Raw genomic sequence first — 26,841 nt, 5'->3', positions numbered from 1 at the left:
CCCCCGTGTCTCATCTCCATCCCAACGCCCAACGCCCCATGAAAGACAACCCCCAAAACCAAATGAAGCTCTCCCAACTCCGGGTCTTGGTGGCCGTGGCCGATCACAGCACCTTTAGCTCGGCGGCGCTAGCCCTGGAGATGTCCCAGTCGGCGGTGAGCCACAGCATTGCGGCCTTGGAGGATCACCTAGGGGTCGTGCTAGTGGCCCGGGGTCGCCATGGAGCAAGGCTAACCCCGGTGGGCGAGCGGGTTATTTCCCACGCCCGCACCATCTTGCACCAAGCCGATGCCATCGTCACAGCGGCGGAAGCGGTGAAAGGGCTCAAGGGAGGAGAGGTACGGGTGGCCTCCTTTCGCAGCATTGCCATTCACCTACTGCCCGACGCCATTGCCCAGTTCAACCACCGCTATCCCGGCGTGGCGGTTAACCTCAGCGAGCACGACAACTATCGCCAGGTGGAGCGGGCCCTGCGGGAGGGGCGAGCTGACATTGGCCTGACGGTGCTGCCTGCCGCCGAAGATTTAGATACCTGGGTGATCCTAGAAAACGAGTACGTTGTCCTGATGCCGCCTCAGTTTCGGGCATCTAAGCCCCAACTCACCTGGGTCGATCTGACTCAGCAGCCGATGATTATGCCCCCGCTAGATCGGGTGATGATGCGGGATGTCTATGACCATATCCAAGCCCATGGCCACCATCTAAACGTGGTTTCTGAAGTAGAAACCGATACCACCATCGTCAACCTTGTGGCCCAGGGCATAGGGGCCACCATTCTACCGCGCCTTGCGGCAGAACCCATCCCCAGCGCAGTGCAGGTCTTTTCGCTGCCGGATCCCCTCTCCCGGGTTATTGGTGCAGCCGTTTTGGCCGATGGCCTGCACACGCCCGCCATCTACGGCTTTCTGGATATCCTCAAGGCCCTAGCCAAACCCATCTCCTGACCCTGAAGTTTTCCTAAGCGCAGGCGTTGCCCAGAGGCTTTGCCCGTAAGTTGTAAGGATGGGCCAACCAACGGGCCTGACCTCCCTGGCTCTAGGGGCTAACTCATCTGAGTTTAGAGCAGGCTCATCCCGTTGAAAGCAGGCTCACGGGTTCCCCAGGGGGGATAGGTGGGATAGGAATGGGGATGAGCGATGGATCAGGTTATCCAGGATTTTTTTGTGGTGCTAGCGCAAATCCTGCAATGGATTCGCCCAATTTTGGTGCCCCTCTGTTTTGTGGTGGCTTGGGCCTTGGTGGCCATGACGGTCTGGCAACTGATCGCCATCACCCGCGACGGGATGCAGCGGGCTAGGCGCATGCACCAAATCCCCTGCGCCGACTGTCGCTATTTCACCAACAGTCCCTTTTTGAAGTGCCCCCTCCATCCCACCACCGCCCTGTCCGAAGCCGCCATCGGCTGCGGCGACTATGAAACCAGCAATCCCATGGCCTAGGACAACGGCAATCAAGGCGTCAAACCCAGGATTAAGACCATGGCAGACCCAATCACAACTCTAGATCGCTTTCAGGGCAGCTTAATCGGCTTGGCGGTGGGCGATGCCGTGGGCACCACGGTGGAGTTTCAACCTCGCGGCAGTTTTCCCTTAGTTACAGATATGGTCGGCGGTGGCCCCTTTCGGCTCCAGCCCGGACAGTGGACGGACGACACCTCCATGGCCCTATGTTTGGCTACCAGTTTGCTGGAATGCGGCGGCTTTGACCCGGTGGATCAAATGCAGCGCTATTGCCGCTGGGCCGAGGAAGGCTACCTCAGCAGCACGGGCCACTGCTTCGACATTGGCAACACCGTCAGCCGAGCCCTGCGCCAGTTTCGGCAAACGGGGGAACCCTTCAGCGGCCCCACCCATCCCCAGTCGGCGGGCAATGGGTGCCTGATGCGGCTGGCTCCGGTGCCGATGTTCTACTTTCCTGATGTGGCCCAGATGGTCGGGTTTTCGGGAGAAAGCGCTCGCACCACCCACGGAGCCCAGGAATGTGTGGAGGCCAGCCGCCTGTTTGGGGCGATGGTAGGCCGCGCCCTCGCCGGAGCCAGTCGCGCCGCCATCCTCAGCGGTTACGACGATCTGAACCTAGCAACAGACACCCTGCAATCCATTGCCGCAGGCCACTACCAAACCCTAGAGCGCGACCAAATTCGGGGCAGCGGCTACGTGGTCGAAAGCCTCGCCGCCGCCCTGTGGTGCTTTTGGACAACCCACACCTACGCCGACGCCATTCTTGCCGCCACCAACCTAGGAGATGATGCCGACACCACCGCCGCCATCTGCGGCCAACTGGCCGGAGCCCACTACGGCCTCAGCGGCATTCCCCAACCCTGGCGAGAACGGCTGACCGACTACGACACCATTCTGGCCCTCGCCACCCGCCTCCACCAGGCCCAACCCCAGGCCCAATCAGCCCTGGAATGAGCCTGTGTCCTAGGCCAATCCATCGCTCCGTAGCATTGCCCTAGCTGCGTAGCGTCACCTTAAACTGCTTTTCGAGGGCAGCGCGGACTTTTTGGTGAACGGGGTCTACCACCTCATCGGTGAGGGTTTGATCGGGGGAACGATACACCAACCGGAAGGCCAAACTGCGCTGACCTTCGGGGACAGCGGTGCCGCGATAGTCGTCGAACAGGGCGACGGATTCCAGCAGCTTGCCCCCGGCCTTTTTCATGGTCGCCTCCAGGGCAGACACGGCCAAATCTAGGGGCGCATAGAAGGCCAAATCGCGGTCGCTGGCGGGGAAGGGGGAATAGGCTGCGAATTTCACGGCCTTTTGCTGGCTGGACAGCAGGCAGAGTTCTAGGGCCGACCAGTTGAGCTGGAAGACATAGACCTCCTCCGGCAGTTCCCGCTGTTGCCGCAGTTGGGGATGCAGTTGGCCGAAGCGGCCCAGTTCTGTCCGGCCTCGCACCCACAGGGAGGCGGTGCGTCCGGGGTGGAAGCGGGGATCTTGGCTATCGGCCCGGTAGTCCACCGCTAGGCCCAACCGTTGGAACACGGTATCTAAAATGCCCTTGGCCTCGTACCAGGTGAGGGGCTGTTCTTGGCCGCTGTTCACCCACTGGGTGGAGCGTCCATCGCCGCCGAGGATGCCGCCCACGGCCTTGGCTTCGTGGATGCCCTGGTCGTCTTGCCAAAAGATATTGCCCAGTTCAAAGCCGTTGAGGGGGCCGTTGCCCTGGTTGAGGTTGAGTTCGTAGGCGTCGATCAGGCCATCGACCAAATCCTGACGCAGGGCGGAATATTCCGGGAATAGCGGGTTCGCCAGTACCACCTGCCGCTCGGAGATGGGCTTAGTGAGGGAATAGTGCAGCAGTTCCGTTAGCCCTGCCCCCCGGAAGGCTTCCCGCACCCGACGGGCCAGGGCCGCTTCGGGGGAGAGCACGCCGCCCACCGCGCCCTGGGGCAGGGTATCGGCAAAGTGGTTGTAGCCGTAGAGGCGGGCCACTTCTTCGATCAGATCCACCTCGCGTTCTAGGTCGCGATAGCGGTAGGGGGGCACCGTCACCGACCACACGCCCTCGGTTTGGGTGGATGTGACCGTGCAGCCCAGGGTTTCTAGCAGGGTTTGCACCTTGTCCGCTGGCAGGGGGGCGGGGTCTGACCCCAGGTTTACCACTGGCCCCAGCAGGTGATGGACGCGCTCCAGCCGCAGTTCCAGGGTGCGTTCGGGGATGGCTTGGCCGAGGGCGGTGGTGGCCGTGGTTTGGGAGATCACCGTTGCCCCCGCCAGTTCCACCATCAAATTGAGGGCGCGTTGACAGGCCAGGGACAGTTCCGCCGGGTTCACCCCCCGTTCATAGCGGGCCGAGGCTTCGGTGCGAAGTCCCTGACTGCGGGCGGATTTGCGAATTACCGCTGCGTCAAAGTAGGCTGCTTCCAGGACGACGGCCTGGGTGGCGTGGCTGACTTCGGTATCTTCACCACCCATCACCCCAGCTAGAGCCACCGGGGCATCGTGGGCCGTAATCACCAGGGTTTCGGGGGCCAGGGTGCGCTCTTGGCTGTCTAGCGTCGTCAGGGTTTCGCCGGGACGGGCAAAGCGGACGCCGAGGGTCAGATCGCCTTTGCCCAGCTTGGCCAGTTGATCCCGGTCGAAGGCATGGAGGGGTTGGCCCCACTCCAGCAGCACGTAGTTGGTGATATCGACCACGTTATTGATAGGCCGAGTACCCGCCGCCTGAAGCCGCGCCTGAAGCCACTGGGGCGAGGGGCCAATGGTGATGCCCTCTAGGACGGTGCCGATGTAGATGGGGCAAGCTTTTTCGTCGGGCAGGTCAAGGTTAACCGCCGCCTTGGGATTCGTCAACGTGGGAGCCTGGGTGGGAGGCAGGTGCAGCGGTGCCCCGGTGATGGCGGCAACTTCGCGGGCCAAACCCACCATACTGAGGGCGTCGGCGCGGTTGGCGGTGGAGGTGACGTCCAAAATCACGTCGTCCAACCCCAGCAGAGGCCGCACGTCTTGGCCCGCGGTCAAGTCAGCCTGGTCGAACATGTGGATGCCTTCGGAGTCCTTCTCTAGGCCCAGTTCCGACAGGGAGCAAATCATCCCCGCCGAGGGCACGCCGCGCAGTTGGCGGGGTTTGATGGTGAGATCCACCTTGGGCAGGTAGGTATCCACCGTGGCCACAGCGACGTAGATCTCCGCTCGCACATTGGCTGCACCACAGACGATGGTGGAGGGTTCCGCCGCGCCAATATCCACCGTGCAAACGCTCAGCTTTTCGGCATCGGGGTGAGAGGTTCGCTCCAGCACCCGACCCACCACCACGCCATCGGCCCAGGTGCGGCGATCTTCAATGTCTTCCACCTCAAACCCTGCCATGGTCAGGGCGTCGGCCAAGTCTTCCGGGCTGAGGTCAACGCTCACGAGGTCATTCAACCAGTTCAGGGAAATACGCATGGTTCAAGAAGGTCGGTAATTCGGTGCAGAAAAGCGCTCAATCGCCCAAATATTCTACCCCCTAGCCGCCCGCAGAATATGGGTTTTCATCCATGGCTGAGTGCCCCGCGACGCAGGAGAATCCCCCGTCGTGCTGGTCTCTGGCTGGCCTCAAGCCCACCCCCGGCACGACGATAGACCGATGATGTTGTGACCCGGTGCTATCGGCCCACCTGGCGTTTCAGATCCTCCAGTTCTTGCTCCATTTCCCAGCGCTGAAATGATTCTTCTACGGGGTCGATAGGGGCATACCCGGCCCCGGCCATAGGCGATTGATACCAGCCCGTCTCCCAGGCATTGGTGGCTTGGGCAGCGTGTTGGGATGCCCGCTGATTGGCCCGTTCGGCCTCAAGCTGGGCCATTTTGGCCTTCAGTTCTCGACGACGCTCGTGGATTTGTTTTTGGAGAGCGCGAGTTTGGTCAATCTGAGCGTTCACCCCCTGCATCTGGCCCCAATACTGGTTTCCCTGGCGGAGCAGAGCCGCTTCCCGCTCTTCGGCCATGGCCACTAAATCGGGACGGTTTGCCGCCTTGGCCCTATTCAGCCGCTCATGCCATTTTTGAATGTCTTGGGCCGTTGCCAGAATTTGATCCTTAAGCTGCTGTTCTCGCCGTTTTAAGTCTCCCAACAGGGCAATAGCGTCCCGTTCTTGCCCCCGCAGTTGATCTTCTAACCCCATCAGCTCTAGCTGGGGATTGGCCCGCAAAAACTCATCCAGGCGGGTTTCTAGAAACGTACTGAGGTCTTCAAATAGGCCCACGGCGGCAACTCCTGCGATAATGGCTCGCTTCAACGGCTCCCTTCAGGATAACAATGGCCGTCTTCCAGGCAAATCGCCCCTACCCTAAGCCTCTGGCCCCAACCTAGGCTAGCCTAGGCCACCTGCCCCCAGCGGCGACGTGCATTCGCCCCAATGTTGAACGATATTGAACCCAACTTTGGCCCAATTTTGCCCTAGTGGGGCGAGGTGCCCCAGACCTCGGTGAGGCGCTTATCACGACCGCAGGCTGTGCGGTAGAAGTTGTAGCGAACGGGATGTTTGAGGTAGTAGTCCTGGTGGTAGTCTTCGGCGGCATAGAAGGGTTGGGCGGTCTCGATGGCGGTGGCAATGGGTTGACGGCCAAAGCGGCTGGCTAGGGCCTGTTTAGAGGCTTCAGCCAACTGGCGTTCCTGCTCCGTTTGCACAAAGATTTTGGCCTGATACTGACTGCCCTTATCGCAAAACTGGCCTCGGTTATCCAGAGGGTCTACATTCTGCCAAAACACCGACAGCAGGGCGTCATAACTGACCTGAGTTGGGTCGTAGGTAATTTGTACGGCTTCCACATGGCCTGTCCCTCCGGCAGAAACCTGCTCATAGCTGGGGTTTTCGACGGTACCTCCGGTGTAGCCAGAGGTTGTGGCGACCACGCCCTCCAGATCGTCAAAGGGTTTTTCCATGCACCAAAAGCAGCCCCCGGCAAAGGTGGCGGTGGCTAAGTTGTCTTCGGCCATGGCGGCTGAGGGCTGATTGGATAGGGAATCAGCGGTGGCGTAGTAGGGCAGGGCATCCCACGTCCATGCCATCATTCCTAGCAGACAAATTCCCAACAACACCTGCCGCAGCCTAGCCATTCGTTATCTTCCTCAATGGTTTTTAGGAGTCAATCGTTTTCAGGATTCAATATCCGTCATTTCCATGGTGCCATTGAATCAGCCGTAGGGGGCCTTCGCGCAGCAATGCACCGTCTGTAGAACCCACCGCCTGTAGACTTGAGCCTTGGCTACCCTGGGCCTAGGCATCGCGCAGGCTAGCAAGGCAAAACCCATCTTGGGGCAGCAGGGCGGTGGGAACTTGCCAAAATTTCAGCACCTCCTGGGCCACGGTTTCGGGATGAACCGCATGGAAAAAATGCCGCCCACTGGGGCACTGCCACAGCCGATCTCCCGGTTTCAGCCAAGGTTGCCAGCCCTGAATTTGGGCCGGATCTATCACCGCATCATCCCCACTGCCGCACACCATCATCGGCACAGGCACCTGTCCTGGAAAAGAACTGGAGCGCTTCCACAGCGAATGGGGGGAGGGAGAATGGGCTAAATCCTGTTCTAGCAGCCGCACCCAGCCGCTGACCAAGGGACGAGCCTGGTGGCCAAACAGGGTATAGGCCATCTGCGCCAACACCCGCTGACGAGAGCAGGGCAGTGCTTCCAGTTGAGCGTAGTAGTGGGCCTGCCAGTCCACCATGGGGTTAACCCCCACGGAGAGCAGGGTCAGGGAGCGCACTCGCTCAGGATATTGGCGGGCGTAGAGTAGCCCCACCAGCCCGCTGGTTCCATGGCCAATGAGATGTAGAGGATGGGGCTGCTGGGCGATAAAATCATGCAGCAAATCCAGGGCGACCGCCAGGGAACTGGGCTCATCGGGGGTTTGGCGGTAGGCCCAGTGGGACATATCAATGTGGCGGGCCAAGGTCTTCAGGAGGGCTTGGTCAAACCGCTGAAAACTGGCGCTAACGTTGAGCCAAAGAGCTTTGTGCTGAGTGGAATAAAACATAGTATCGGAGCCAAGAGAGGAAGGGGAAACCGTGAAAGACAAATCATTGAGAATGAATCCCAAAAACACCTAAATCTCCATTCTCAATGATGAGTTAACGACTAAATACCAAAGGCAATTTTGACTTGGGCCACCCAGGTAGAAATGCGGGTTTCGGTAAGTTCGGGCTGATTGTCTTCATCTAGGGCAAGGCCAACAAATTCACCGTTTTGGACGGCTTTAGATTCGTTAAATTCGTAGCCATCCGTAGACCAATGCCCGACGGTGATACCGCCAAGGGAGGTGATTTTATCAGCTAAAATACCCATGGCATCCTGGAAATTATCGGCATAGCCAATTTGATCGCCAGCGCCAAAGTAAGCAACTTTTTTGTCGCTAAAATCAACCTCATCCAGCTCGTCATAGAAACCTTCCCAGTCGGCCTGGAGTTCGCCAATATTCCAAGTAGGGCAGCCTACAATTAGGCAGCTATAGTCAGCAAAATCATCGGTGCTAGCATCGGCGATGTCGTGGAGGGTGACAATGCTATCGCCACCAAATTCGGCTTGGATAGCTTGGGCTAGAGTTTCGGTATTTCCGGTTTGGGTACCATAGAAAAGACCAATTTTAGTCATGGGTTTGACAGCCTAAATTACTGCACAGCAAACGTGATTGAGAAGAGAAAAGGGGGGCAGGATGTTGGAGCCTATAAATGCCCCCCAAAGAGAGAGGAGAACGGATCCAACAGGGTTAGGATTCGATAGCGCTCAGGGCCTGTTCAACGCGCCGGAAGTCGAATCCAGTTGATTGCAAGGCGTGCCACAGGTGCCTTGGCAAAATCAGGAAGGCCAGAATGAAGCTGGAATGGGGCAACCACCCTTGGGAGCCATGGGCATTGAGCGGCAGGGCCACGGTGTCTGCACCGTAGGGCATGGTGGCCAGGGAGAGCAGTCGGATGCCCCCCTGCTTGCCCAGGAGTAGGCCCGAAAAGCTAGCAACGCGAGTGCTTCTAGTCCAGCAGTTATGGGTAACGTCAGTATTTCCGTAGGTTTGCATGGTGAAGACATCCTAGGGCAATGGTTCTCAGGGCAATCAGGGCTTATTGAGAACCAAATTCAACAAGCCCATCACACCACAAATCGGAATGATTCTCAATAGTTAAGGCATTAAGTTTTGTAACACGTCGTTCTGTGGCCCCTGCACTGCTGCCTTGGCCCCACCGCCTCTAGCCCCGCCAGGATCGGCTGGGCAACCCTGGGCGCTTAGGCGCACTAGGGCGTTTGAAAATAGCCATTGCGGCCCTGGGCCTTGGCAGCGTAGAGCGCTTGGTCGGCTTGATAGACCCACTGATCAATGGACAGGTTGCTGCTAGGGACAACACTGCTGAGGCCTATGCTGACGGTAATGTAGGGAACCACAGGCGAGTAGCGATGTTCAATGGCGAGGGCACGCAGGGTTGATTGGATTTCCTGGGCAACCTGGATTGCTCCCGTGGCATCGGTTTGAGGCAGCAAGACAGCAAATTCTTCGCCGCCGTAGCGGGCCACCAAATCCGCCGGGCGCTTGGCCGACTGCTGCAAGACCTGGGCCACCTGGCAGAGACACTGATCGCCCGCCTGGTGGCCGTAGTGGTCGTTGTAGCGCTTGAAGTGATCGACATCAATCAGCAGCAGCGAGAGAAACTGTTGGTCCCGCTGCATACGCTCCCACTCTATTTCGACAATGCGGTTAAAGGTGCGGCGATTAGCAATTTGGGTGAGCCCGTCTTGGGTGGCGAGGTGCTCCAATTCTTGGTTAGCCTGCTCTAGTTGGCGATAGAGTTCGGCCTGCTGAATCGCAATTTCTAGCTGTACAGCTAGCTGGATAAAACAGCCTCGGTCAAGGGATTGCCACACCCTAGGCGACCGACATTGATGGGCAACTATCATACCCCACAGCATCTCCCCCTGCCAGAGGGGCACCATGAGTTTTGCCTGGGCCTGAAGCTGTACTAAAATCTCGCGATGACAAGGCTCCAATACGGCTTGATTAACATCATTAATCACTTCAATATCGCCCTGAACAGGAAGGCAATGTTCAAGCTCGGCAAAGTAGGTATTCGGCATTTCAAATCCCAAGGCAGGAGGCCAGGGTGAGGCAACCGATTCTGCAATGACAACTCGGGTTTGGTCAGAGTGAAAGCGGTAAATCAGCACCCGGTCTACATCTAAAAACTCGCGCACCTCGGCCACGGTAGTCTCTAGAATTTGGCTCAGGTTAAGGCTCTGACGAATACGATGGGTAATCACCTGAATCATACGTTCTCGTTCAGACTGTTGACGCAGGGTTAGCTCAATGGCTTTGCGCTCAGAAATATCCTGCTTAATCGCGATAAAATGATGGATATGACCCTGATCATCAAACACTGGAGTGATGGTAGAAAACTCGTAGTAGAGGGTGCCATCCTTGCGGCGATTAATAATTTCTCCTCGCCAGCATTGGCCCGACAAAATTGTTTGCCAGAGATTTTGATAAAAACGTTCGGGATGCCGCCCTGACTTAACTAATTCTCTAGGATTTTTACCTTTGGCCTCCTCTAAACTGTATTGAGTAATGGTGGTAAAAGCTGGATTAGCCCACTCAACTCGGCCCTGAAGGTCAGTAATTACTACGGCATCGGCACAGGCTTCTAGGGCCGTACTTTGGAGGCGTAGTTGAGTTTCGGTACGCAGGCGGTCGCGGATGTCTTGGGCGAGGGCAAAGATATATTCTTCGCCCATAAACTGAATGTGCCGCACGATTACTTCCACCGGAAATTCAACGCCGTCTTTGGTGCGATGATGGGCTTGGGTAATCAAGTGCTGCTGAGATCGAACGGCGTCCCAAAAGACGGGCCAATGGTCGGTGAGATCGGGCACAACGTGGTGAATGGGCTGCATGATCACCTCGTTGCGACCATAGCCGAGGGAGGTACAGAGATGGTGGTTGGCCTGACGAATGAGCCCCTCGCGGTCAACCCACAGGGCCGCAACACCCAGTTGTTCCAGGGAAAAATTGGCGAGGGCAAGGGACTGTTCGAGCTGCTTGCGGGCCGTGATGTCTACGTAGCAAATGGCCACCCCATACTGCTCTAAAGGAATGGGGGCGGCGCTGACGCTAATCCAGGTGATGTCTCCTGTTGCTTTGACAATGCCCATTTCTACATTGTGGACAAAGCAGTTGTCTTGGAGGGCGCGTACACTGGCAAATTCGGAGGCGGGCATGGGGCTGCCATCGGGACGAATGATTTGCCAGTCGGGGGCATCGTAGGTGCGGGCGGTTTGTTCGTTGGCGGTCAGTCCTAGCAACTGTTCGGAGGCGGGATTAACCTCCAAAATGTGTCCCTGGGCGTCGGTGATGGCAATCCCTAGGGGTAAAGTCTCAAACAGCGTTTGATATTTATTGCGACTTTCACGCAGCGACTCCTCGCTCTGACGGAGGGCAACCTCAATGTCTTTGTGGCTCGTAATATCGTTATTAATGCCAATCATTCGCAAGGGTTTGCGATCTGGGGTGTGTTCAATCACCTGTCCTCGGTCTAGCATCCAGCGATAGCTGCCATCTTTGCAGCGCAGGCGATGCTCGCTTTGATAGGTGGGCGTCTGGCCTTGGATGTGGGCTTCTAGGGCAGCATAGGCGGCGGCTTTATCTTCAGGATGGACGCGACTGTCCCACTCAGACAGGTCTTCCCCGATGTCGGCTTCGTCGTAGCCTAGGCTAGCTTTCCACTGGCGCGAGTAGAAAACGCGGTTGGTCTGCATGTTCCAGTCCCACAACCCGGCTCCACTGCCCTCGATGGCCGCCTTCCAACGACTGTCAGCCTGACGAGCAACCTCCGCAGAGTCTGGGTTGGCATCTATCGAGCTGGCCCTGGCAGTTGGGTGGGGTTGGGCTGGGTGCCCTGCGGAGAATTCTGGCTGATCAACAAAACTGCTGCTGTGTAGGGCGAGGTGTTCTAGGAGCTGAATATCCACTGGTTGCCAGGTTCGAGGCCGCTGGCTCTGCACCACCCACAGCCCCCACAGGGCCTGTCTCACCACCATGGGCGTGGCCAAAACCGCTCGTACCTGCAAGCAGCGCCACTGGGCGAGGTCATCCAACGAGAGAGACGCTTCCCGCTCATTGGCGACAGCCACCGATTGACGCTGCTGATAGCGCGGCCACCAGTCTGCCTTCACCAGCGGATCCTGCACCGGATGCCCCCGCAGGGAGGGGAGGGTGGGGAGGCAGGCTTCCCATGCCACAGTCCATGTTGCTGGGGCCACGGTTGGGGCCGACATTTGGTAAATTAAAACCCGGTCTGCCCGCAGCAGATCCCTGACATGCTCCACAAGGTCAGCCATGATCTCAGCTACAGCCTTGCCCTCCTGGCGTTGGAGGGTGATTGCTGCCACCAGTTCCAAGATCGCTGCTGGAGACAACATGGGCATGGTAGAAACATTCATGGACACAGGCCGAGGCATAGGGCGGGAGAGATCAATCTCCCTTGGCAAAGGATGGAGCGCGATAGCAAGTAACGAATTCAGGGCAGGCTAGCACCACGACCATGGATGCTGGGAGCCGTTTATGCAAGACCTTCCCTTATTCTCACACTCCAGCCTAGTCTTCCTCGCCTACGCTACCAAAGATCCGAAAATATACGGTCTCCCTATCGTGAAACGTTTCAATGATTGACACTCCCCGCGCAAAAGCAACGGGAATTCTCGGTGCAGCAACCGAGCTTAACAGATCAGGTATGCCCGACTGAGGCCAAGGCTCACACTTGTCAAGCGTATAGATTTCGATCTGCCCAACCGATTGACGCCGCACCCTAGGGGCAAAACTTCAGGATGCGTGGGGCTCACGATAGACGCCATAGGCCGCCAGGATACCCAGCAAAAAGCCGAACAGATGCCCCCACCAGGCCACCATAGGATGGGTCGGAAAGATACCCCAGAGGAAATAGCTGTAGTTTGCCAGCACAAAGCATGAAATCAGGAGCGGCACGAGGCGACGCTCTAGCCAGCCAATGAACAGCAGGTAGCCAAACAGGGTGTATACAACGCCGCTGAGGCCATGGACGCTGGTGGGGCCAAGCAGCCAGGAAACGACACCCCCGCCCAACCAGCCTAGTAAGAGCACAATCCAGTAGTCGCGCCGACTTTTGGCCAAAATCAGCCAGCTAAAGATGACAAATCCGATGCTGTTGCCAATGAGATGGGGAAAGCCGCTGTGGGAAATGGCCGACAGAAAAACACCGGGAATGCCCTCTAGGGTGCGTGGGTGCAGGGGCAAGTTCCACCGTCCGCCAAAAAATACTTGGTCAATGATTTCCTGCGCCCAGGGAATTAGTAACAGTTGTAGGGGCAGCACGGCATTGGCCCGCCAGCGATCTAGCCAACGCTCGGCGGGGGCAGGCTGAGGCTGAGGCCGCTGAGGGGTGGGGGTGCTTCCCGGATCTGGGTGGGGGCTAGACGCCGTAAACTCTAGGTCGGCTTCGAGGCGGCGCAGTTTGGCTTGTAGGTCGGCATCGTCTAAGGTCATGGCTGAACCCCATGCAGGCAGGCAAAAGTGGGCAAGGTATCGCAAAAAGGTATCGCAAAACTGCTGTCAGCCTAGCGCTTTCCCCGCCAGACTGGCGATGGGAAATGCCCACCCTTGGTCTACACTCAAGCTATCCAACCCTGGGTGGCACCCCCATGGCTAGTCATGGCCGTCATGGGAAATCGCTCGACCACCTTAGCCCGTAGAGAAGTTGACTATGGCCCATACATTTTCTGTGGGGGATCGGGTGCGGCTATTAGCCCTGCCGCCCTACCTTAAAACTGCCGACCCCATGCCCATGCTGCGCCCCCCCGATTTGCTGCAAGTGGGGGATGAAGGTTGGGTGCTAGATCGGCGTCCCGGCGGCTATTGGGGCGTCCGCTTTGAGCGAGGCGCGTTTTTGATCGACAGCCAATACCTCGCGCCCACCAACCCCCATCCCTAGGCCCCCTTCCCCCCGGCAGGTCTTGCCCCTGAAGTCCGCTGTTCTCAGGGCTACGCGAGGCCAGACCAGGGGGCACCTTGGCCTAGCGACCGACTGATGCCTAGCGCTGGGTGGGCAGGTTGCCGGGGCGAACGGTGAGGGTTTGCTCTTGGCCATTGCGGCGCAGGGTGAGGGTCAGGGCTTGGCCAACGCGGGATTGCTCAACCACGCGCTGCACAGCAGATCCTTCCTTCACGGTTTGGCCCTCAATGGCGGTAATCACGTCCCCATCCCGCAGTCCGGCTTGGGCGGCGGGAGAGTTGGGCACCACCCGCGCAATCAGCACGCCCTCGGTGTCTTCCACCCGGAAGGGGCTGTTGGGGCTGTTGTTGATATTGTCCTTCACCTCGGGGGAAAGGGACACCATTTGGATGCCGAGGTAGGCGTGTTCGGCGCGGCCAGTTTCGATGAGCTGGGTGCTAATCCGCTGCACCGTGTTGATGGGGATGGAGAAGCCCAACCCCTGGGCACCCCGAATGATGGCGGTGTTGACGCCAATCACCTCACCGTTGAGGTTGAGCAGGGGGCCACCGGAGTTGCCGGGGTTAATGGCGGCGTCGGTTTGGATGAACTCCACCCGCTTATCGGGAACGCCCACCTCGCGGCTGGTGCGGCCCGTGGCGCTGATGATACCCGCCGTGACGGTGCTATCCAGGCCCAGGGGGTTGCCGATGGCGATGGCCCATTCACCGGGCTGAATTTGGTCGGAATTGCTCAGCCGCACCGTAGGCAAGTTTTGGGCGTCAATCTTGATGACGGCGATGTCGGTAACGGTGTCGGCCCCCATCACTTCTCCGCTAAAGCTACGGCCATCCTTGAGCGTTACCTGTACCCGATCTGCCCCGGCAACCACGTGGGCATTGGTAATAATTTGGCCATCCGCCGTGGTAATAAACCCTGACCCAACCCCCTGCTGCACCTGCTCGGAGGGAGGCAGGGCATTGCCAAAGAACTGGCGGAACATGGGATCTTGAAACTGGGGCGGCAAGCCCGTTTGCACCGTGCGGGAGGCGTCAATGCGAACCACCGACGGCCCCACTTCCCGCACAATGTCGGCAATCAGGTTTGGGTTGGATATGGAGGGAGCCGGAGAACCACTGCGCTGGGCCACCTGGGGCGCTTCACCCTGGTTGGAGAAAGCCACGGCGGGCCGCTGAACCAGAGACCCAATCGTGGCTATGGCTTCGGGGCCAACGGTGGCCACTCCAGCTCCCAAAAGCACCAGCGCCACAGATTTGGTGACAGCGCCCATGGGGCGAGAAGATCGCTCTGATTCAGGTTTGGTCATGGCAAGTACCTCAAGACAGTCTTACGGTGGATTGTCTTTAATTTATGGTGATAATATGGCGGCTCCATGGCAAGGGCGTGGCAATGCTGTGACAGTTTTTCCCGATTGCCACAGGAGCCCAAGGCGACAAAATTCGGAGTCTTGGGGGCAATGGATGGAGTGGATGCCTATCAAATGCATAGATATGTGACTGCTCCGTTGTCCCACCGGGTGATAAGGGGAAACTTGGAGATAGGCAGATCGATATACCATCAGGGACAGGGACTCCGTGCTAAACGGCGATCCTCAGGCTAACCCCAGCCCTGGGGCGATCCACCACTCCCTAGCCCTGGCGCACTTGTCTTAGCGGTAGCCCATACCGTCTCCCCCAGCGCTCATCCGTCCGCAACCTGAAAACTATCGTGCGTTTCAGCACCGTCACCCCCGCATGATTGGCGTCGCCGCCCCCCATGCGTTGATCAAGGAGTATTGGCGAATGGCTAACACAGAGCATTTAAGCATTCTGGATCAGGGGGTTGAAGCCTGGAATACCTGGCGGGCCGAAAACCCTGATGTGCGGCCAGACTTCCAGGGGGCCGACTTGGCCAAGCGCAACCTCCCCGGCATTGACTTCCGCCACGCGAACTTCTACGAAGCCAACCTGCGGGAGAGCGTCTTCACCCACGCCAACTTCGAGTCCTCCACCCTCTACCGCTGCGACCTCTGCATGGCCGACCTAACGGGGGCCAACCTCAGCATGGTGGACTTCTACAAAACCAACCTCTACACCGCCAACCTCACCGATGCCAACCTGCGCTACTCCCACTTCTATAAGGCGGATATGCAGGAAACCCTACTGGCCTCAGCCGACTTAGGGGAGTCTAACTTCTACGAGGTGGATATGCGGGAAGCCATCATGCACTCCGCTAACCTGGTGAGAACCACCTTCTACTACTCCAACCTCTGCAACGCCGACTTGGCCAGGGCCAACCTCAGCAGCGCCAGCCTGATGGGGGCCAATATGTCTAAAGCCAACCTGCACCGGGCCAGTTGTGTGGGCACCAACCTGTTCCGGGCCACCCTCCAGGGTACCGACCTCAGCGAAGCCGACCTGCGGGAAGCGGTGCTGCGCCTCGCCGACCTCAGCCATGCCTCTTTGGAAAATGCCAACCTGTTCCGGGCCAACCTATCCGAGGCTTGCCTAGACTTTGCCCAACTGGCAGGGGCCAACTTCAAAAAAACCAACCTCTGGCACGTCAACCTGGGGCAGCTCATCCTCACCAACCCCGCCCACGACCGCGACGCCATCACCTTTGATTCTAGCGACCTGAACTAAGGCGGCACTCTTTGCCCACGATAGGCTTGGCGAACCCTAGAGGATTCCCGACAATCCGCCTATGATAACAGTGATACCAGCACCGCGACATATCCCAATCAGGGTTTAGGCCATGGATGAGATTTCAACACTCCAACAAATTAGCCGCCTCATCGCCTCCCATTCTGGGATTCAGGTTCGCCCCCAGGACTATAAAACCCTATCGGAAAAGCTGTGGCAGCGGACTAAAGCCCTAGGGCTATCCTCCCTCAACGGCTACTATCAGCGGCTCGTGCAGGAGTTAGGCAATCCAGCTCGAGAAATTCAGGGAAGTTTAGGTCGAGGTGGCCTATCCGAATGGCAAGAACTCTACGCGATCTTAACCATTAACGAAAGCTATTTCTTTCGGGATAAAAATCAATATCGACTACTCAGGGAAAATCTGCTGCCCAACCTGATTCAGCGCAAACTCAGGGAAGCTGACAGCCAGGGAACTCGTCCTCGCCTAAGAATTTGGAGTGCTGGCTGTTCCACCGGAGAAGAGCTCTATTCCATTGCCATTGTGCTTGACGAAATGCAGTTTTCTTGGCACCAGTGGGACGTGATGTTAATCGGCTCAGATATTAGCCAGTCGGCCATCAACCATGCCCGCAAAGGAATTTATAGCACCTGGTCTTTTCGCCAAGTTTCCGCCGACATTCAGAAAAAGTATTTTCATCCTCGCCAACAGTTCTTTCAAATTAGTGATACGCTGCGACAACAGGTAGCCTTTCAGTATGGCAATTTGCTGCAAGATCCTTTCCCAAATCAGGCCAGCCGCCTCTATGAAATTGACCTTATCCTCTGTCGCAATGTTTTCATCTATCTAGATGAGCAGGCCATTAGTCAGATTATTCAAAAATTCCATCAAACGATGACGCCCGACGGCTATCTCATCACCGGACATACCGAACTCTACGCCCAGGATACAACGCAGTTTCATCTGATTAGCTTCCCAGAATCCATTGTGTACCAGAAACGCGCCCAGGCCCAATCCAAAGGACATCCTTCTCCAGCGGTTTCCAGCAATGTCAACTTGCTGCTCTCCACTTCCCCGGCCAGCCCTCTGGGGCGGTCTTCTCTCCCCCGTGCAGCCCAGCGCCCTACGGCTCGTCCAGCCGCTAAAGCGCCGATAGATTCATCCCCAACTCTCCCCTGGAATTCGCTCAAGTCGAGCCTTGACCATAATTTAGAGGCGGCTCTGAAAGACGCGGAAGCCCTGCTTAAGCAAGAAGCTTATACCAGCGCCATTGAGCGGGCCAAGGTTATTTTTAGCGCCCATCCCCACTGCGATAAAGCCTACAAAATTGCAGCCCATGCCTACGCTAACATGGGCAACTATGACCAGGCTAAACAACTGTGTCAACAGGTACTCCAGCGCCAGCCCATGAATGTAGACATTTACTACTTACTGGCCCAAATTGCCGAAGACCAAAATGAATTTGAAATTGCTAAAGACTATCTACGAAAAATCACCTATCTCGACCATAGCTTTGTCAATGCCTATCTCGACTTAGCCACGATTTATGAGCGGGAGCATCAGCCTGAAAAAACGCAGAAAATGCGTAGCTATGCCCTCGACCTACTCTCTAAACTTCCCCCAGATACCGTCCTAGACATCCACAGTGGCACAACGGCTGGTCAATGGCGAGATCACTTACAAAAGCGATCTGAGGCATCCTAAACCCTAGGGTAATGTAGCGATCTAGAGCGCAAGTAACGCGGGTAACTCTGAGGAACAATGTGCTACGGTAGTGCATCGAAGCCGCTAGCTCATCGGCTAGGCGCTGCATCGAATCAGAGTATCCACCCCTGCCTCAGACTGCTCTATTTGAGCCATGGTAGATGCCCCAGTTTTGGCTCACTCAGATAGGCGCTAGGGGCAGCCAAGGCTGCCCCTCATTTCTTTATCTTTTTTTTAGAATTCCACAATGTTTCATAGACATGATTGTGGGGCGCAACATCCCTAGAAAAAACTATGCGGTTATTTGCAAAGTTATTTTCTGAAGCGTGGATTTTTATGTGCAATGGTGATTGCCAAAAATAGAAAGGGCATGATGAAATCGAAGCCTAAAATCGTGACGGTAGCCCGTCGGGTGGTCTTCTGTCCCTGACTCTTCATCGACAGCGGCCCATGGGCGGTGCGCTTTCCCTTGGGGACAACGACAATGAACCACGAATCCTATCTTTTATTCACCCTTGATGGTCTGCACTATGGCCTAGCAGCGGGGGTAGTGCAGGAAATTTTCTTTCTTCCAGGGCTGACCTCGGTACCGGAGTCGGGGCCGGAGGTGGCGGGGGTGTTGAACCTGCGGGGGCAACTGCTGCCCGTGCTCAATCTGCGGGTGTGCCTAGGCAAGCCGCGACGGCCCAATACCCTGAATCAGGCGGTCATTTTGGTCAAATACGATGACTATCGCCTGGGGTTGGTCGTCGATGACATTCAAAACGTGGAAGAAATCGACACGGCTAACATTTCCAGCGGCCTGGATACGCCCTACATCGGCAAAGCCGAGCGGTCGATGACCACGGGGTTAGCGAAGCTTGGTAGCCAGATCATCATTCTGCTGAATCCAGAAACCCTGGTACACGGCTACGCAGCAATCCATGAGGAGGTGAACCCCGCTGAGGTCAACAGCCTAGATAACACCTTTATGGCGCAGTTTAGCCCAGAGGCCCAGATGGTGTTGCAGGATCGGGCGGCGGGGCTAGCCCAGGTGGCGGAGGATGAGAATTTCTCTGGGCTTTCGGCCCTAGCGGTGGTGAGTTTGGAGGGGGAACAGTTTGCCCTGGGGCTGGAGTCGGTGCATGAATTTACCGAGGTGCCCCAGATTACGCCGATCCCCTGCTGCCCGTCCCACATCGTCGGCAATATGAACCTGCGGGGCGAAATTTTAACCCTGGTGGATATTCGTCGCTTTTTGAACTTGGCCCCTAGTGCCGAACGCAAGCCCGATAAGGCGGTGGTGATGCGCCTAGGGTCCCTAGTGGCGGGGGTGGTGGTGGATGAGGTCTATGACGTGGTCTATGTGCAGCCCACGGAAATTGCCTCGATACCTGCCGCTATCCATTCCAGTGATAACGAATACCTGAAGGGCATTGCTCGGTATCAAGACTCAATGATGAGCCTTTTGGACTTGCCCAAATTGCTGACCCAGGGCGAGCTTGTTGTCAATCAGTCGGGTTAAAGAGGCGATGGCTATGATGGCTCAGCCGAAGAGATAGCATCCCTTGGCATGATCCCTCAGATTACCCTGCCTCCTTTTCACGCAATTATTCACAGTTATTTTTCTCTAAGGAGAATCGTCATGGAAGGCCGCAAAACTTGGAGACTTCGTCATTGGATTATTTTGGGCTATTCCATTCCGGTGGCTGCCCTAATCATTTCTGCAACCGTTACGGTTGTCAACATTAATGAACTCACGCGGATTTCCAAGGAACTGGAACGATCTTCCCTCGTCAAGGATAAGGTTTCTGACCTTCAACTGGCCATTCAAACCGTATCGAGAACGACCCGTGGCTATCTCCTAGAAAGGAATGAAACCTCGCTGCAAAACTATCGAGCCGCCATAGAAAAGTATAAAACCACCGTTGAGCTAATCCGAGATCTCATTGTCAACCAGCAGCAAATTCAAAACCTAACGAATACCGATGCGTTCATTCAGCAGTATTTCCAAACCACAGACAATTTGATCCGAATTGTTGATTCTGGGGATACAGCCCGTGCCATTGAAACTTGGAAAACTGATAATGGCCGAACGCTATCGAACGATGCCATCACTCTCTTAACAAGCATGGAAGCTTTGGAAGATGAAATTGTAGCGGCAGATCAACTAGCCCAGCAGGAAGCGCTTCAGCGGCTTCGGTTTACTCTGGTGGTCGCGGCCCTGTCTTCCGTCATTCTGTCGATTATGATTGGCACCTGGATCATCATGAAAGCTTCGCGGATGATGGATCAGGCGGCGGGGGAAATTGCCAGTTCTGCCAGCGAAATCGCCGCCAGTGTGGAGCAGCAAGAACGCACCAGCAGCCAGCAGGCCGCCAGCGTTAGTGAAACCACCACCACCATGGATGAACTGGGAGCCTCCTCCCGGCAGTCATCGGAACAGGCCGAAGCGGCGGCATCGGGGGCACAGCAGGCGCTCAAACTGGCGGAGGGCGGCACCCGCGCTGTGGAACGCAGCCTAGACGGTATGAACACCCTGCGGGAAAAGGTAGACGCCATTGCCGACCAAATTCTGCGGTTGAGCGAACAAACCAGCCAAATTGGCGGCATTTCTGGCCTAGTGAGTGACCTAGCTAACCAAACCAATATGCTAGCCCTGAATGCAGCGGTGGAAGCCGTTCGGGCGGGGGAACACGGCAAGGGCTTTGCGGTGGTGTCCGGCGAAATTCGCAAACTGGCCGATCAAAGCAAGAAATCCGCCGAGAAAATCAATGCCCTCGTCGCCGATATTCAAACCGCCATTAACTCTACGGTGATGGTGACGGACGAAGGGACTAAGACTGTAGAAGAAGGGGTGAAAATCGCCGAAGAAACCTCCGATGCCTTCGCTGGAGTGGCCGATGCCGTGAACAATGTGGTGCTGAATAGTCAGCAAATTTCCCTCAACGTGAAACAGCAGGCGGTGGCCATTCAACAGGTGGTTAGCGCCATGAACAGCCTGAATACGGGTGCCCAGGAAACCGCAAACGGCATCAGCCAAATTAAGATTGGCACCCATCAACTGAATGAAAGTGCCCTACTACTCAAGACCGCTATTTAAGGAGAACCATCATGGAAGGCCGCAGAGGGTGGAAACTACGTCATTGGATCATCTTGGGCTACTCAGTGCCAATTGTGGCTCTGGTGATTTCTGCTGGGGTTACTGTAATCAATGTACGCAACTTAAGGGAGTTAGACGGCATCCTAGACCGAACGTGGCAAAACCAAAACAAGATTATGAGCCTGTCCATTGATCTCCATGATATGTCACGAGAGATTCGGGCTTACTTAATCGATGGAGAAACAGCCTCTAGGGATGCGTTGACGAGGGCAAGAAGCTCTGCTCTTTCTACGGTAGAGGATCTAGATCAGTCCCTAGCGATTCCAGAGGTGATTGAGGTATTTGCAGAGGTTAAAACGAATCTAGACAAGTTTGTCGAAATTAATGACACCCTCGCCAGCATGATTAGTTCGGGGCGAAGGGAAGAAGCCGTTGAGATGTGGAAAGTAGATGATGCACGAACCATTTCTAACGGCTTAAAACAAGCACTGACCGATATTGTAGCCTTGCAAAATCAGGTCGTGGAGGAAAATCAATCGATTCAGTCTGATGCGCTAGACCGCTTACAGTTTACCTTGATGGTGGCGGTGATTTCGTCCTTAGCCCTATCCATCATGATTGGCACCTGGATCATTACCAAAACCGCCCGAATGATGAACGAAGCGGCGGGAGACATTGCCAGTTCTGCCAGCGAAATCGCCGCCAGCGTGGAACAGCAGGAACGCACCAGCAGCCAGCAAGCCGCCAGCGTCAGCGAAACCACCACGACGATGGATGAACTGGGAGCCTCCTCGCGGCAGTCCTCGGAACAGGCTGAAGCAGCGGCATCGGGGGCACAACAGGCGCTTAAACTGGCGGAGGGCGGCACCCGTGCGGTGGAACGCAGCCTGGATGGCATGACCACCCTGCGGGAAAAAGTGGAAGCCATTGCCGACCAAATTCTGCGATTGAGTGAACAAACCAGCCAAATTGGGGGTATTTCTGGCCTGGTGAGTGATTTGGCCAACCAAACCAATATGTTGGCCCTCAACGCAGCCGTAGAAGCCGTCCGAGCTGGGGAACACGGCAAGGGCTTTGCGGTGGTGTCGGGGGAAATTCGCAAACTGGCTGATCAAAGCAAGAAATCCGCCGAGAAAATTAATGCCCTGGTGGCCGATATTCAAACCGCCATTAATTCCACAGTAATGGTCACAGATGAGGGCACCAAAACCGTAGAAGAAGGGGTGAAAATTGCCGAAGAAACCTCCGATGCCTTCGCCGGAGTGGCCGATGCTGTTAACAATGTGGTGCTGAATAGTCAACAAATTTCCCTCAATGTGAAACAGCAGGCGGTGGCCATTCAACAGGTGGTTAGCGCCATGAATAGCCTGAATACAGGTGCCCAAGAAAACGCCAATGGGGTCAGCCAAATTAAGATTGGAACCCATCAACTGAATGAAAGCGCCCTGCTGTTGAAAAACGCGATCTAGACCCTCACCCCCAACCCCTCTCCCAGGGAGGAGAGGGGAGCCGGAACAGCCGTAGGGTGGGCACTGCCCACCATCTGATAGACCAGGGGACAGGGAATCCAGGACAGCTAGGCCCAGTTCGGGAATTGATGCAGACGTTGGAGGGGAGCACCCTACCGAAATGATTGAAGATAGTGAACTCAGAGAGATTTTTAAGACCTCCAGCGAAGAGCGCTTTCAGGTGCTCGATGAAGGTTTGCTGCATTTAGAAAAGCACCCGGAAGACCTGGAGACCATCACCGTCCTGATGCGGGAGGCCCACTCCCTGAAGGGGGACGGCAATATGCTGGGGGTGGACGACCTGGGTAAGGTGGCCCACCAAGTCGAGCATATCTTTGGGGCGATTAAGCGTGGCGAGCGCAAACTCACCCCCACCCTGTTTGACCGCTTGGGGCGGGCGATGGACGCCATGCGCCAGATGGCGGCGGAAGCCGTAACCGGGGAACCCGCCCAGGTGAAGGTGTTCTACGTGCTGGCGGATCTGATGGCGGCGGAAATGGCCGAAGAAGAAGCCCCCGCACCCCAGGATCCGCTAACCACGGCAACCGTTACGGCTCCGACGGCTCAGGGCGAGGCTGGGGACGATGACCTGGCGGAATTTCTGTTTTCGTCGCCCTCAGTAGAGGTGCCCCAGGCGACCCAGGAACCGGAATCGTCCCTGGATTTGTTCTCGGAGGTCGAACCCGTTGCGTCCTCGGCGACCTCACAACCTGCACCCGACGATGACATCCCTCCTGGCGCGATTTTTGACAGTTCTTTGGATATGCCAGCGGAGGACGCGGCGGATCTAACGGCAGTGAATCCTGATGTCGATCCAACACCTGTTCTAGAAGACGAGGATTTGTTTGGCCTAGGGCCGAGTCCTGATCCGGCTCCCAGTTCCGCCGCCCCCAGTCCCACTGCGGCCCCTAGCCCTGCGCCCACCAACGGCACCAGCGCCCCCCCAGAACCCCGACTTCCCGGCGAACGCAGCCCGCTGTACATTGCCGATGACGAAATGCGGGCGCTGTTCAAAACCTCCAGCGAAGAACGTCTGCAAGCCCTGGATGAGGGCATTTTGCACCTGGAGAAAAATCCCCAGGATCTGTCGGTGGTGGAAAACATCATGCGGGAGGCCCATTCCCTCAAGGGCGACAGCAATATGCTGGGGGTGGCGGATTTGGGCAAGGTGGCCCACCAGGTCGAAAATATCCTCGGTGCGGTGAAGCGCGGAGAAACGCCCCTGACCTCGGACGTTTGCGACCGTTTGGCCCACGGCATGGTGGCGATGAAACAACTCGTCCACGAAGCCAGCACGGGCGAACCCACCGGGGTCAACGTGTTCTACGTTTTGGCGGAACTGATGGGTGCGTCCTCGGATACGCCCCCGGCCCCGCCATCTCCCAGCAGCCCATCCCCAGCGTCCCCGCTCGCTCCCGCTGGCCCCGTTGTGGACGACTCCATCAACGCCCTCGACCAAGCCTCGAAGTACAAAATCGAGACCATTCGGGTGCCCACCACCAGCCTCGATTCGCTGATGACCCAGAGCGGCGAACTGACGGTGACGAAGATTCGCGTCGCCCATCGCCTTGCGGAAATCGACGCCATCACCAACCTCTGGGAGGAATGGAGCCGCGATTTATTCATGAATCGCTTCCTGTTCCACGAGGCCCAGCAGGGCAAGCAGGTGTGGCGGCAGTTGGAGAACTTCCATGGCCGCACCGAGCAGCATTTAGATGCCTTGGGCCGCATGGTGGGGCAGCTCAGCAGCGCCCTCTACGAAGACACCACCCGCCTGGAGATGATCACCGACGGGCTGGAGGAGGGCATTCGCACCCTACGGCTGTTGCCCCTGTCCACCATCTTTAACCTGTTCCCGCGCCTGGTGCGCGACCTGGCCCGCCAGGAGAATAAACAGGTGGAACTGGTGATTGAAGGGGGCGAAACCCGTGCCGACAAGCGCATCCTGGAGGAAATGAAGGATCCGCTGCTGCACATGATCCGCAACGCCATCGATCACGGCATTGAATCCCCCGCCGAACGCAAGCGCAAGGGCAAGCCCGAAACCGCCACCATCATCCTGCGCGGCTACCAAACCCCCACCAGCATCGTGCTGGAAATCTGCGACGATGGCCGGGGGCTGGACGTGGAAGGGATTAAGCAAACGGCGGTGCGGCGGGGGCTGTATCGGCCCGAAGAGCTAGAAATGCTCACCCCTGGGCAAATTCAGGCGCTGATCCTCAGCCCCGGCTTCTCCACCCGCACCATGGTGACGGAGATTTCGGGCCGGGGCGTGGGCCTGGATGTACTGCGTACCAACGTGGAGCGGCTGAAGGGCAATGTGGAGGTGCATTCCACCCCCGGCCAAGGCTGCACCATTCGGATTCAACTGGGCACCACCCTGGCCACCGCCCATGTGCTGCTGGTCACGGCCCAGGGCCACACCTACGCCCTGCCCGTGGAATTTGTCCAAACCGCCTGCCTGGTTCAGGCCAGCGACATCTTCACCCTGGAAGGCCACAGCACCATTGTTTACGACAACCAGCCCGTTTCCGTGGCTTGGCTGGCGGATTTGCTCAACCTGCCGGGGAATGGTCGGGTAAAATCTCCGGATCAGCGGCTCTCCTGCATTATTTTGCAGACCGGACACGACAAGCTCGGCATTTTTGTCGATGCCCTGGTGGACGAACAGGACGTGGTGCTGAAACCCCAAAGCCAACTGCTCAAACGGGTGCGCTATATTTCCGGAGCGACTATCCTGGGCACCGGAGAAGTGTGTATGGTGCTGAATCCGCCGGATTTGATCGCCGCCGTGCGCCACCGCATCACCCAGGCTGCCCTGGGCAACAGTGGCGGATCCGTTGAAATAGGGCTAACGGAACAGCGGCCTCGGTGCATCCTGCTGGTGGAAGACTCCATCGCCACCCGCACCCAGGAAAAACGCATCCTAGAATCGGCGGGCTACGAGGTGGTGACAGCGGTGGACGGGGTGGACGGCTTCAACAAACTGCAATCCCGCGCCTTTGATGCCGTCATCTCCGATATCCAAATGCCCAACCTAGACGGCCTGCAACTCACCGAGCGCATCCGGCAGCATCGAGAATACAATGAGTTACCAGTGGTGTTGGTGACAACCCTCGCCAGCGATGCGGATCGCCAGCGGGGGGCCGAAGCCGGAGCCAATGCCTACATTACAAAGGGTAGCTTTAATCAGGAAGTGCTTCTCGAAACCTTGGAAAGATTGATATAGCCCCATCCAGGTTTTGCCATTCCCCCGCCGCCTGCCCCTCGCCCCGCCGTTTGGCGCTGGGGGCCAGACCGCCCTACGGGTTGATCCTGGTCGGTGGCGCGTCACCCTGGGGCCTGATTCCTAACCGAAGTGAGACGCTAGATGCCTGGTCGTATTCGACTGTTGATTGTGGAGGATTCTCCCGTTGCCTTGGCCATTTTGCAGCGGATTTTTCGTGAAGCTTCGGACATTGAAGTGGTGGGTGTGGCCCGCAACGGCCAAGAAGCCCTGGCGATGTTTCCCATGGTGAACCCCACCATGATCTGCACCGATCTCCATATGCCCAAAATGAACGGCCTGGAACTCACCCAGGAGGTGATGGCCCGCCACCCCTGCCCGATTTTGGTGGTCAGCGCCTCGGTGCAAGAAGAAGACACCCAAAACGTGTTCCGCATTTTGGAAGCCGGAGCCCTGGATATTTTCCCCAAACCCCGCACCGGGCTGGCCTCGGAGTACGAAAAATCCAAAAACGAACTGCTGGCCAAAATTCGCGTGTTGTCTGGGGTTTCCGTCTTCACCCAACGCCGCCAGGGTGCGCCCCCCGTGCGCCAACCCCTGATCCAGCGGCCCCCCATTGCCTCGACACCGATGGATATCCGTGCCCCCAGAATCCTGGCCATCGGCGCATCCACAGGTGGCCCCCAGGCATTGCTGGCGATTTTTCAGCAGTTACCCAAAACCTTCCCCGTGCCCATCCTCTGCGTGCAGCACATCAGCGAGGGCTTCTTGCAGGGGCTGATCGACTGGCTCAACAGCAGTTGCAGCCTCCAGGTCAAAATTGCCAGTCCAGGGGAAAGTCCCCAGCCCGGAATCGTCTACTTCCCCCCCGAACGGCACCACCTAGAAATTAGCCCCCGTGGGCAGATCTCCGTCACCCAGGGGCCGACGGTATCCGGTCACTGTCCTTCCGTCACGGTGATGTTCAAATCCGTGGCCAGCTACTATCGCCGCTCCGCCGTGGGGGTGTTGCTGACGGGGATGGGCCGCGATGGAGCCGACGGCCTCCAGGCCATGGCCCAGGCCGGAAGCCTCACCATCGCCCAAGACGAAGCCTCCTCAGTGGTGTTTGGCATGCCCAAGGAAGCCATTGCCCTGGGGGCCGCTCAGCAGGTGTTGCCCCTACAATCCATCGCGCCCTTTTTGATGAACCAGGTGTTTACTGCCCAAACCTCTCGCCTGTAGCCCTACACGATGGGTCAAATCGG

At 57.3% G+C, this 26,841-nt stretch carries 20 protein-coding genes; 11 read left to right on the top strand and 9 right to left on the bottom strand.

Features of this window, described 5'->3' with window-relative positions:
• Positions 1-38 precede the first annotated feature (38 nt).
• The 3 genes from GFS31_RS07390 to GFS31_RS07380 all read left to right on the top strand — a co-directional run bounded on the left by GFS31_RS07390 (position 39) and on the right by GFS31_RS07380 (position 2,414).
• Positions 39-944 (top strand): LysR family transcriptional regulator, encoded by a 906-nt coding sequence (locus GFS31_RS07390; protein ID WP_225907610.1) that lies wholly within the window; start codon positions 39-41, stop codon positions 942-944.
• 192 nt (positions 945-1,136) lie between these two features.
• Complete coding sequence (locus tag GFS31_RS07385; protein WP_198807553.1) at positions 1,137-1,439, top strand: hypothetical protein; 303 nt, start codon at positions 1,137-1,139, stop codon at positions 1,437-1,439.
• 39 nt (positions 1,440-1,478) lie between these two features.
• The gene (locus tag GFS31_RS07380; RefSeq protein ID WP_225907609.1) at positions 1,479-2,414 is read left to right on the top strand and encodes an ADP-ribosylglycohydrolase family protein; all 936 of its coding nucleotides are present in this window, start codon (positions 1,479-1,481) and stop codon (positions 2,412-2,414) included.
• A gap of 40 nt (positions 2,415-2,454) precedes the next feature.
• Here the strand turns inward: GFS31_RS07380 and pheT are convergent, their stop codons facing one another.
• The 8 genes from pheT to GFS31_RS07340 form a co-directional block, all read right to left on the bottom strand.
• A complete protein-coding gene (gene pheT / locus GFS31_RS07375; protein ID WP_198807552.1) occupies positions 2,455-4,896 on the bottom strand; it encodes a phenylalanine--tRNA ligase subunit beta in 2,442 nt (813 codons plus the stop codon).
• Between the two features lie 200 nt (positions 4,897-5,096).
• Positions 5,097-5,696: a TIGR04376 family protein gene (locus tag GFS31_RS07370; RefSeq protein WP_198807551.1), complete on the bottom strand. Its 600-nt coding sequence runs from the start codon at positions 5,694-5,696 to the stop codon at positions 5,097-5,099.
• Between the two features lie 194 nt (positions 5,697-5,890).
• A complete protein-coding gene (gene msrA / locus GFS31_RS07365; protein WP_263974918.1) occupies positions 5,891-6,550 on the bottom strand; it encodes a peptide-methionine (S)-S-oxide reductase MsrA in 660 nt (219 codons plus the stop codon).
• A 160-nt stretch (positions 6,551-6,710) separates the two neighbouring features.
• Entirely contained in the window at positions 6,711-7,469 is a 759-nt protein-coding gene (locus GFS31_RS07360; protein WP_198807550.1) for an alpha/beta fold hydrolase, read from the bottom strand.
• 101 nt (positions 7,470-7,570) lie between these two features.
• Positions 7,571-8,083 carry a flavodoxin FldA gene (gene fldA / locus GFS31_RS07355; protein ID WP_198807549.1) on the bottom strand — a complete coding sequence of 171 codons (513 nt, stop codon included), beginning with the start codon at positions 8,081-8,083 and terminating at the stop codon, positions 7,571-7,573.
• A 115-nt stretch (positions 8,084-8,198) separates the two neighbouring features.
• Positions 8,199-8,504, bottom strand: coding sequence for a hypothetical protein (locus GFS31_RS07350; RefSeq protein WP_198807548.1), 306 nt, complete (start codon positions 8,502-8,504; stop codon positions 8,199-8,201).
• Positions 8,505-8,719: 215 nt separating this feature from the next.
• Entirely contained in the window at positions 8,720-11,911 is a 3,192-nt protein-coding gene (locus tag GFS31_RS07345; protein ID WP_198807547.1) for a PAS domain S-box protein, read from the bottom strand.
• A gap of 379 nt (positions 11,912-12,290) precedes the next feature.
• Positions 12,291-12,989, bottom strand: coding sequence for a rhomboid family intramembrane serine protease (locus tag GFS31_RS07340; protein ID WP_198807546.1), 699 nt, complete (start codon positions 12,987-12,989; stop codon positions 12,291-12,293).
• Between the two features lie 217 nt (positions 12,990-13,206).
• Here GFS31_RS07340 and sipA point away from each other — a divergent pair, with 217 nt between their 5' ends.
• Positions 13,207-13,434: a regulatory protein SipA gene (gene sipA, locus GFS31_RS07335; RefSeq protein ID WP_198807545.1), complete on the top strand. Its 228-nt coding sequence runs from the start codon at positions 13,207-13,209 to the stop codon at positions 13,432-13,434.
• Between the two features lie 100 nt (positions 13,435-13,534).
• Here the strand turns inward: sipA and GFS31_RS07330 are convergent, their stop codons facing one another.
• Entirely contained in the window at positions 13,535-14,761 is a 1,227-nt protein-coding gene (locus tag GFS31_RS07330) for an HhoA/HhoB/HtrA family serine endopeptidase (protein ID WP_198807544.1), read from the bottom strand.
• Positions 14,762-15,236: 475 nt separating this feature from the next.
• On the opposite strand from GFS31_RS07330, the gene GFS31_RS07325 reads away from it, so the two are divergent.
• From GFS31_RS07325 to cheB, 7 genes are all read left to right on the top strand, one after another.
• Positions 15,237-16,076 (top strand): pentapeptide repeat-containing protein, encoded by an 840-nt coding sequence (locus GFS31_RS07325; protein WP_198807543.1) that lies wholly within the window; start codon positions 15,237-15,239, stop codon positions 16,074-16,076.
• A 112-nt stretch (positions 16,077-16,188) separates the two neighbouring features.
• The gene (locus GFS31_RS07320) at positions 16,189-17,778 is read left to right on the top strand and encodes a CheR family methyltransferase (RefSeq protein WP_198807542.1); all 1,590 of its coding nucleotides are present in this window, start codon (positions 16,189-16,191) and stop codon (positions 17,776-17,778) included.
• A gap of 484 nt (positions 17,779-18,262) precedes the next feature.
• Positions 18,263-19,282, top strand: a complete 1,020-nt coding sequence (locus tag GFS31_RS07315) for a chemotaxis protein CheW (protein ID WP_198807541.1) — start codon at positions 18,263-18,265, stop codon at positions 19,280-19,282.
• 120 nt (positions 19,283-19,402) lie between these two features.
• Positions 19,403-20,860 (top strand): methyl-accepting chemotaxis protein, encoded by a 1,458-nt coding sequence (locus tag GFS31_RS07310; protein ID WP_198807540.1) that lies wholly within the window; start codon positions 19,403-19,405, stop codon positions 20,858-20,860.
• An 11-nt stretch (positions 20,861-20,871) separates the two neighbouring features.
• A complete protein-coding gene (locus tag GFS31_RS07305; RefSeq protein WP_410503857.1) occupies positions 20,872-22,329 on the top strand; it encodes a methyl-accepting chemotaxis protein in 1,458 nt (485 codons plus the stop codon).
• Between the two features lie 160 nt (positions 22,330-22,489).
• The gene (locus tag GFS31_RS07295; RefSeq protein WP_263974917.1) at positions 22,490-25,597 is read left to right on the top strand and encodes an Hpt domain-containing protein; all 3,108 of its coding nucleotides are present in this window, start codon (positions 22,490-22,492) and stop codon (positions 25,595-25,597) included.
• A 141-nt stretch (positions 25,598-25,738) separates the two neighbouring features.
• Positions 25,739-26,818, top strand: coding sequence for a chemotaxis-specific protein-glutamate methyltransferase CheB (gene cheB / locus GFS31_RS07290; protein ID WP_198807539.1), 1,080 nt, complete (start codon positions 25,739-25,741; stop codon positions 26,816-26,818).
• Positions 26,819-26,841: the final 23 nt, after the last annotated feature.

Origin of the sequence: Leptolyngbya sp. BL0902 (assembly GCF_016403105.1) — a bacterium.
Classification (GTDB): domain Bacteria; phylum Cyanobacteriota; class Cyanobacteriia; order Phormidesmidales; family Phormidesmidaceae; genus Nodosilinea.
The sequence above is the reverse complement of the archived record's forward strand: the minus strand, read 5'-3'. Positions and strand labels throughout refer to the sequence as shown.

Excerpts from the sequence above, each read along its gene's own strand:
- cheB (WP_198807539.1), top strand. The coding sequence starts at position 25,739 with ATGCCTGGTCGTATTCGACTGTTGATTGTGGAGGATTCTCCCGTTGCC.
- msrA (WP_263974918.1), bottom strand. The coding sequence starts at position 6,550 with ATGGCTAGGCTGCGGCAGGTGTTGTTGGGAATTTGTCTGCTAGGAATG.
- GFS31_RS07390 (WP_225907610.1), top strand. The coding sequence starts at position 39 with ATGAAAGACAACCCCCAAAACCAAATGAAGCTCTCCCAACTCCGGGTC.
- pheT (WP_198807552.1), bottom strand. The coding sequence starts at position 4,896 with ATGCGTATTTCCCTGAACTGGTTGAATGACCTCGTGAGCGTTGACCTC.
- GFS31_RS07350 (WP_198807548.1), bottom strand. The coding sequence starts at position 8,504 with ATGCAAACCTACGGAAATACTGACGTTACCCATAACTGCTGGACTAGA.
- GFS31_RS07295 (WP_263974917.1), top strand. The coding sequence starts at position 22,490 with ATGATTGAAGATAGTGAACTCAGAGAGATTTTTAAGACCTCCAGCGAA.
- GFS31_RS07315 (WP_198807541.1), top strand. The coding sequence starts at position 18,263 with ATGAACCACGAATCCTATCTTTTATTCACCCTTGATGGTCTGCACTAT.
- GFS31_RS07330 (WP_198807544.1), bottom strand. The coding sequence starts at position 14,761 with ATGACCAAACCTGAATCAGAGCGATCTTCTCGCCCCATGGGCGCTGTC.
- GFS31_RS07340 (WP_198807546.1), bottom strand. The coding sequence starts at position 12,989 with ATGACCTTAGACGATGCCGACCTACAAGCCAAACTGCGCCGCCTCGAA.
- GFS31_RS07385 (WP_198807553.1), top strand. The coding sequence starts at position 1,137 with ATGGATCAGGTTATCCAGGATTTTTTTGTGGTGCTAGCGCAAATCCTG.
- GFS31_RS07360 (WP_198807550.1), bottom strand. The coding sequence starts at position 7,469 with ATGTTTTATTCCACTCAGCACAAAGCTCTTTGGCTCAACGTTAGCGCC.
- GFS31_RS07305 (WP_410503857.1), top strand. The coding sequence starts at position 20,872 with ATGGAAGGCCGCAGAGGGTGGAAACTACGTCATTGGATCATCTTGGGC.
- GFS31_RS07325 (WP_198807543.1), top strand. The coding sequence starts at position 15,237 with ATGGCTAACACAGAGCATTTAAGCATTCTGGATCAGGGGGTTGAAGCC.
- GFS31_RS07380 (WP_225907609.1), top strand. The coding sequence starts at position 1,479 with ATGGCAGACCCAATCACAACTCTAGATCGCTTTCAGGGCAGCTTAATC.
- GFS31_RS07320 (WP_198807542.1), top strand. The coding sequence starts at position 16,189 with ATGGATGAGATTTCAACACTCCAACAAATTAGCCGCCTCATCGCCTCC.
- GFS31_RS07310 (WP_198807540.1), top strand. The coding sequence starts at position 19,403 with ATGGAAGGCCGCAAAACTTGGAGACTTCGTCATTGGATTATTTTGGGC.
- GFS31_RS07345 (WP_198807547.1), bottom strand. The coding sequence starts at position 11,911 with ATGAATGTTTCTACCATGCCCATGTTGTCTCCAGCAGCGATCTTGGAA.
- sipA (WP_198807545.1), top strand. The coding sequence starts at position 13,207 with ATGGCCCATACATTTTCTGTGGGGGATCGGGTGCGGCTATTAGCCCTG.
- fldA (WP_198807549.1), bottom strand. The coding sequence starts at position 8,083 with ATGACTAAAATTGGTCTTTTCTATGGTACCCAAACCGGAAATACCGAA.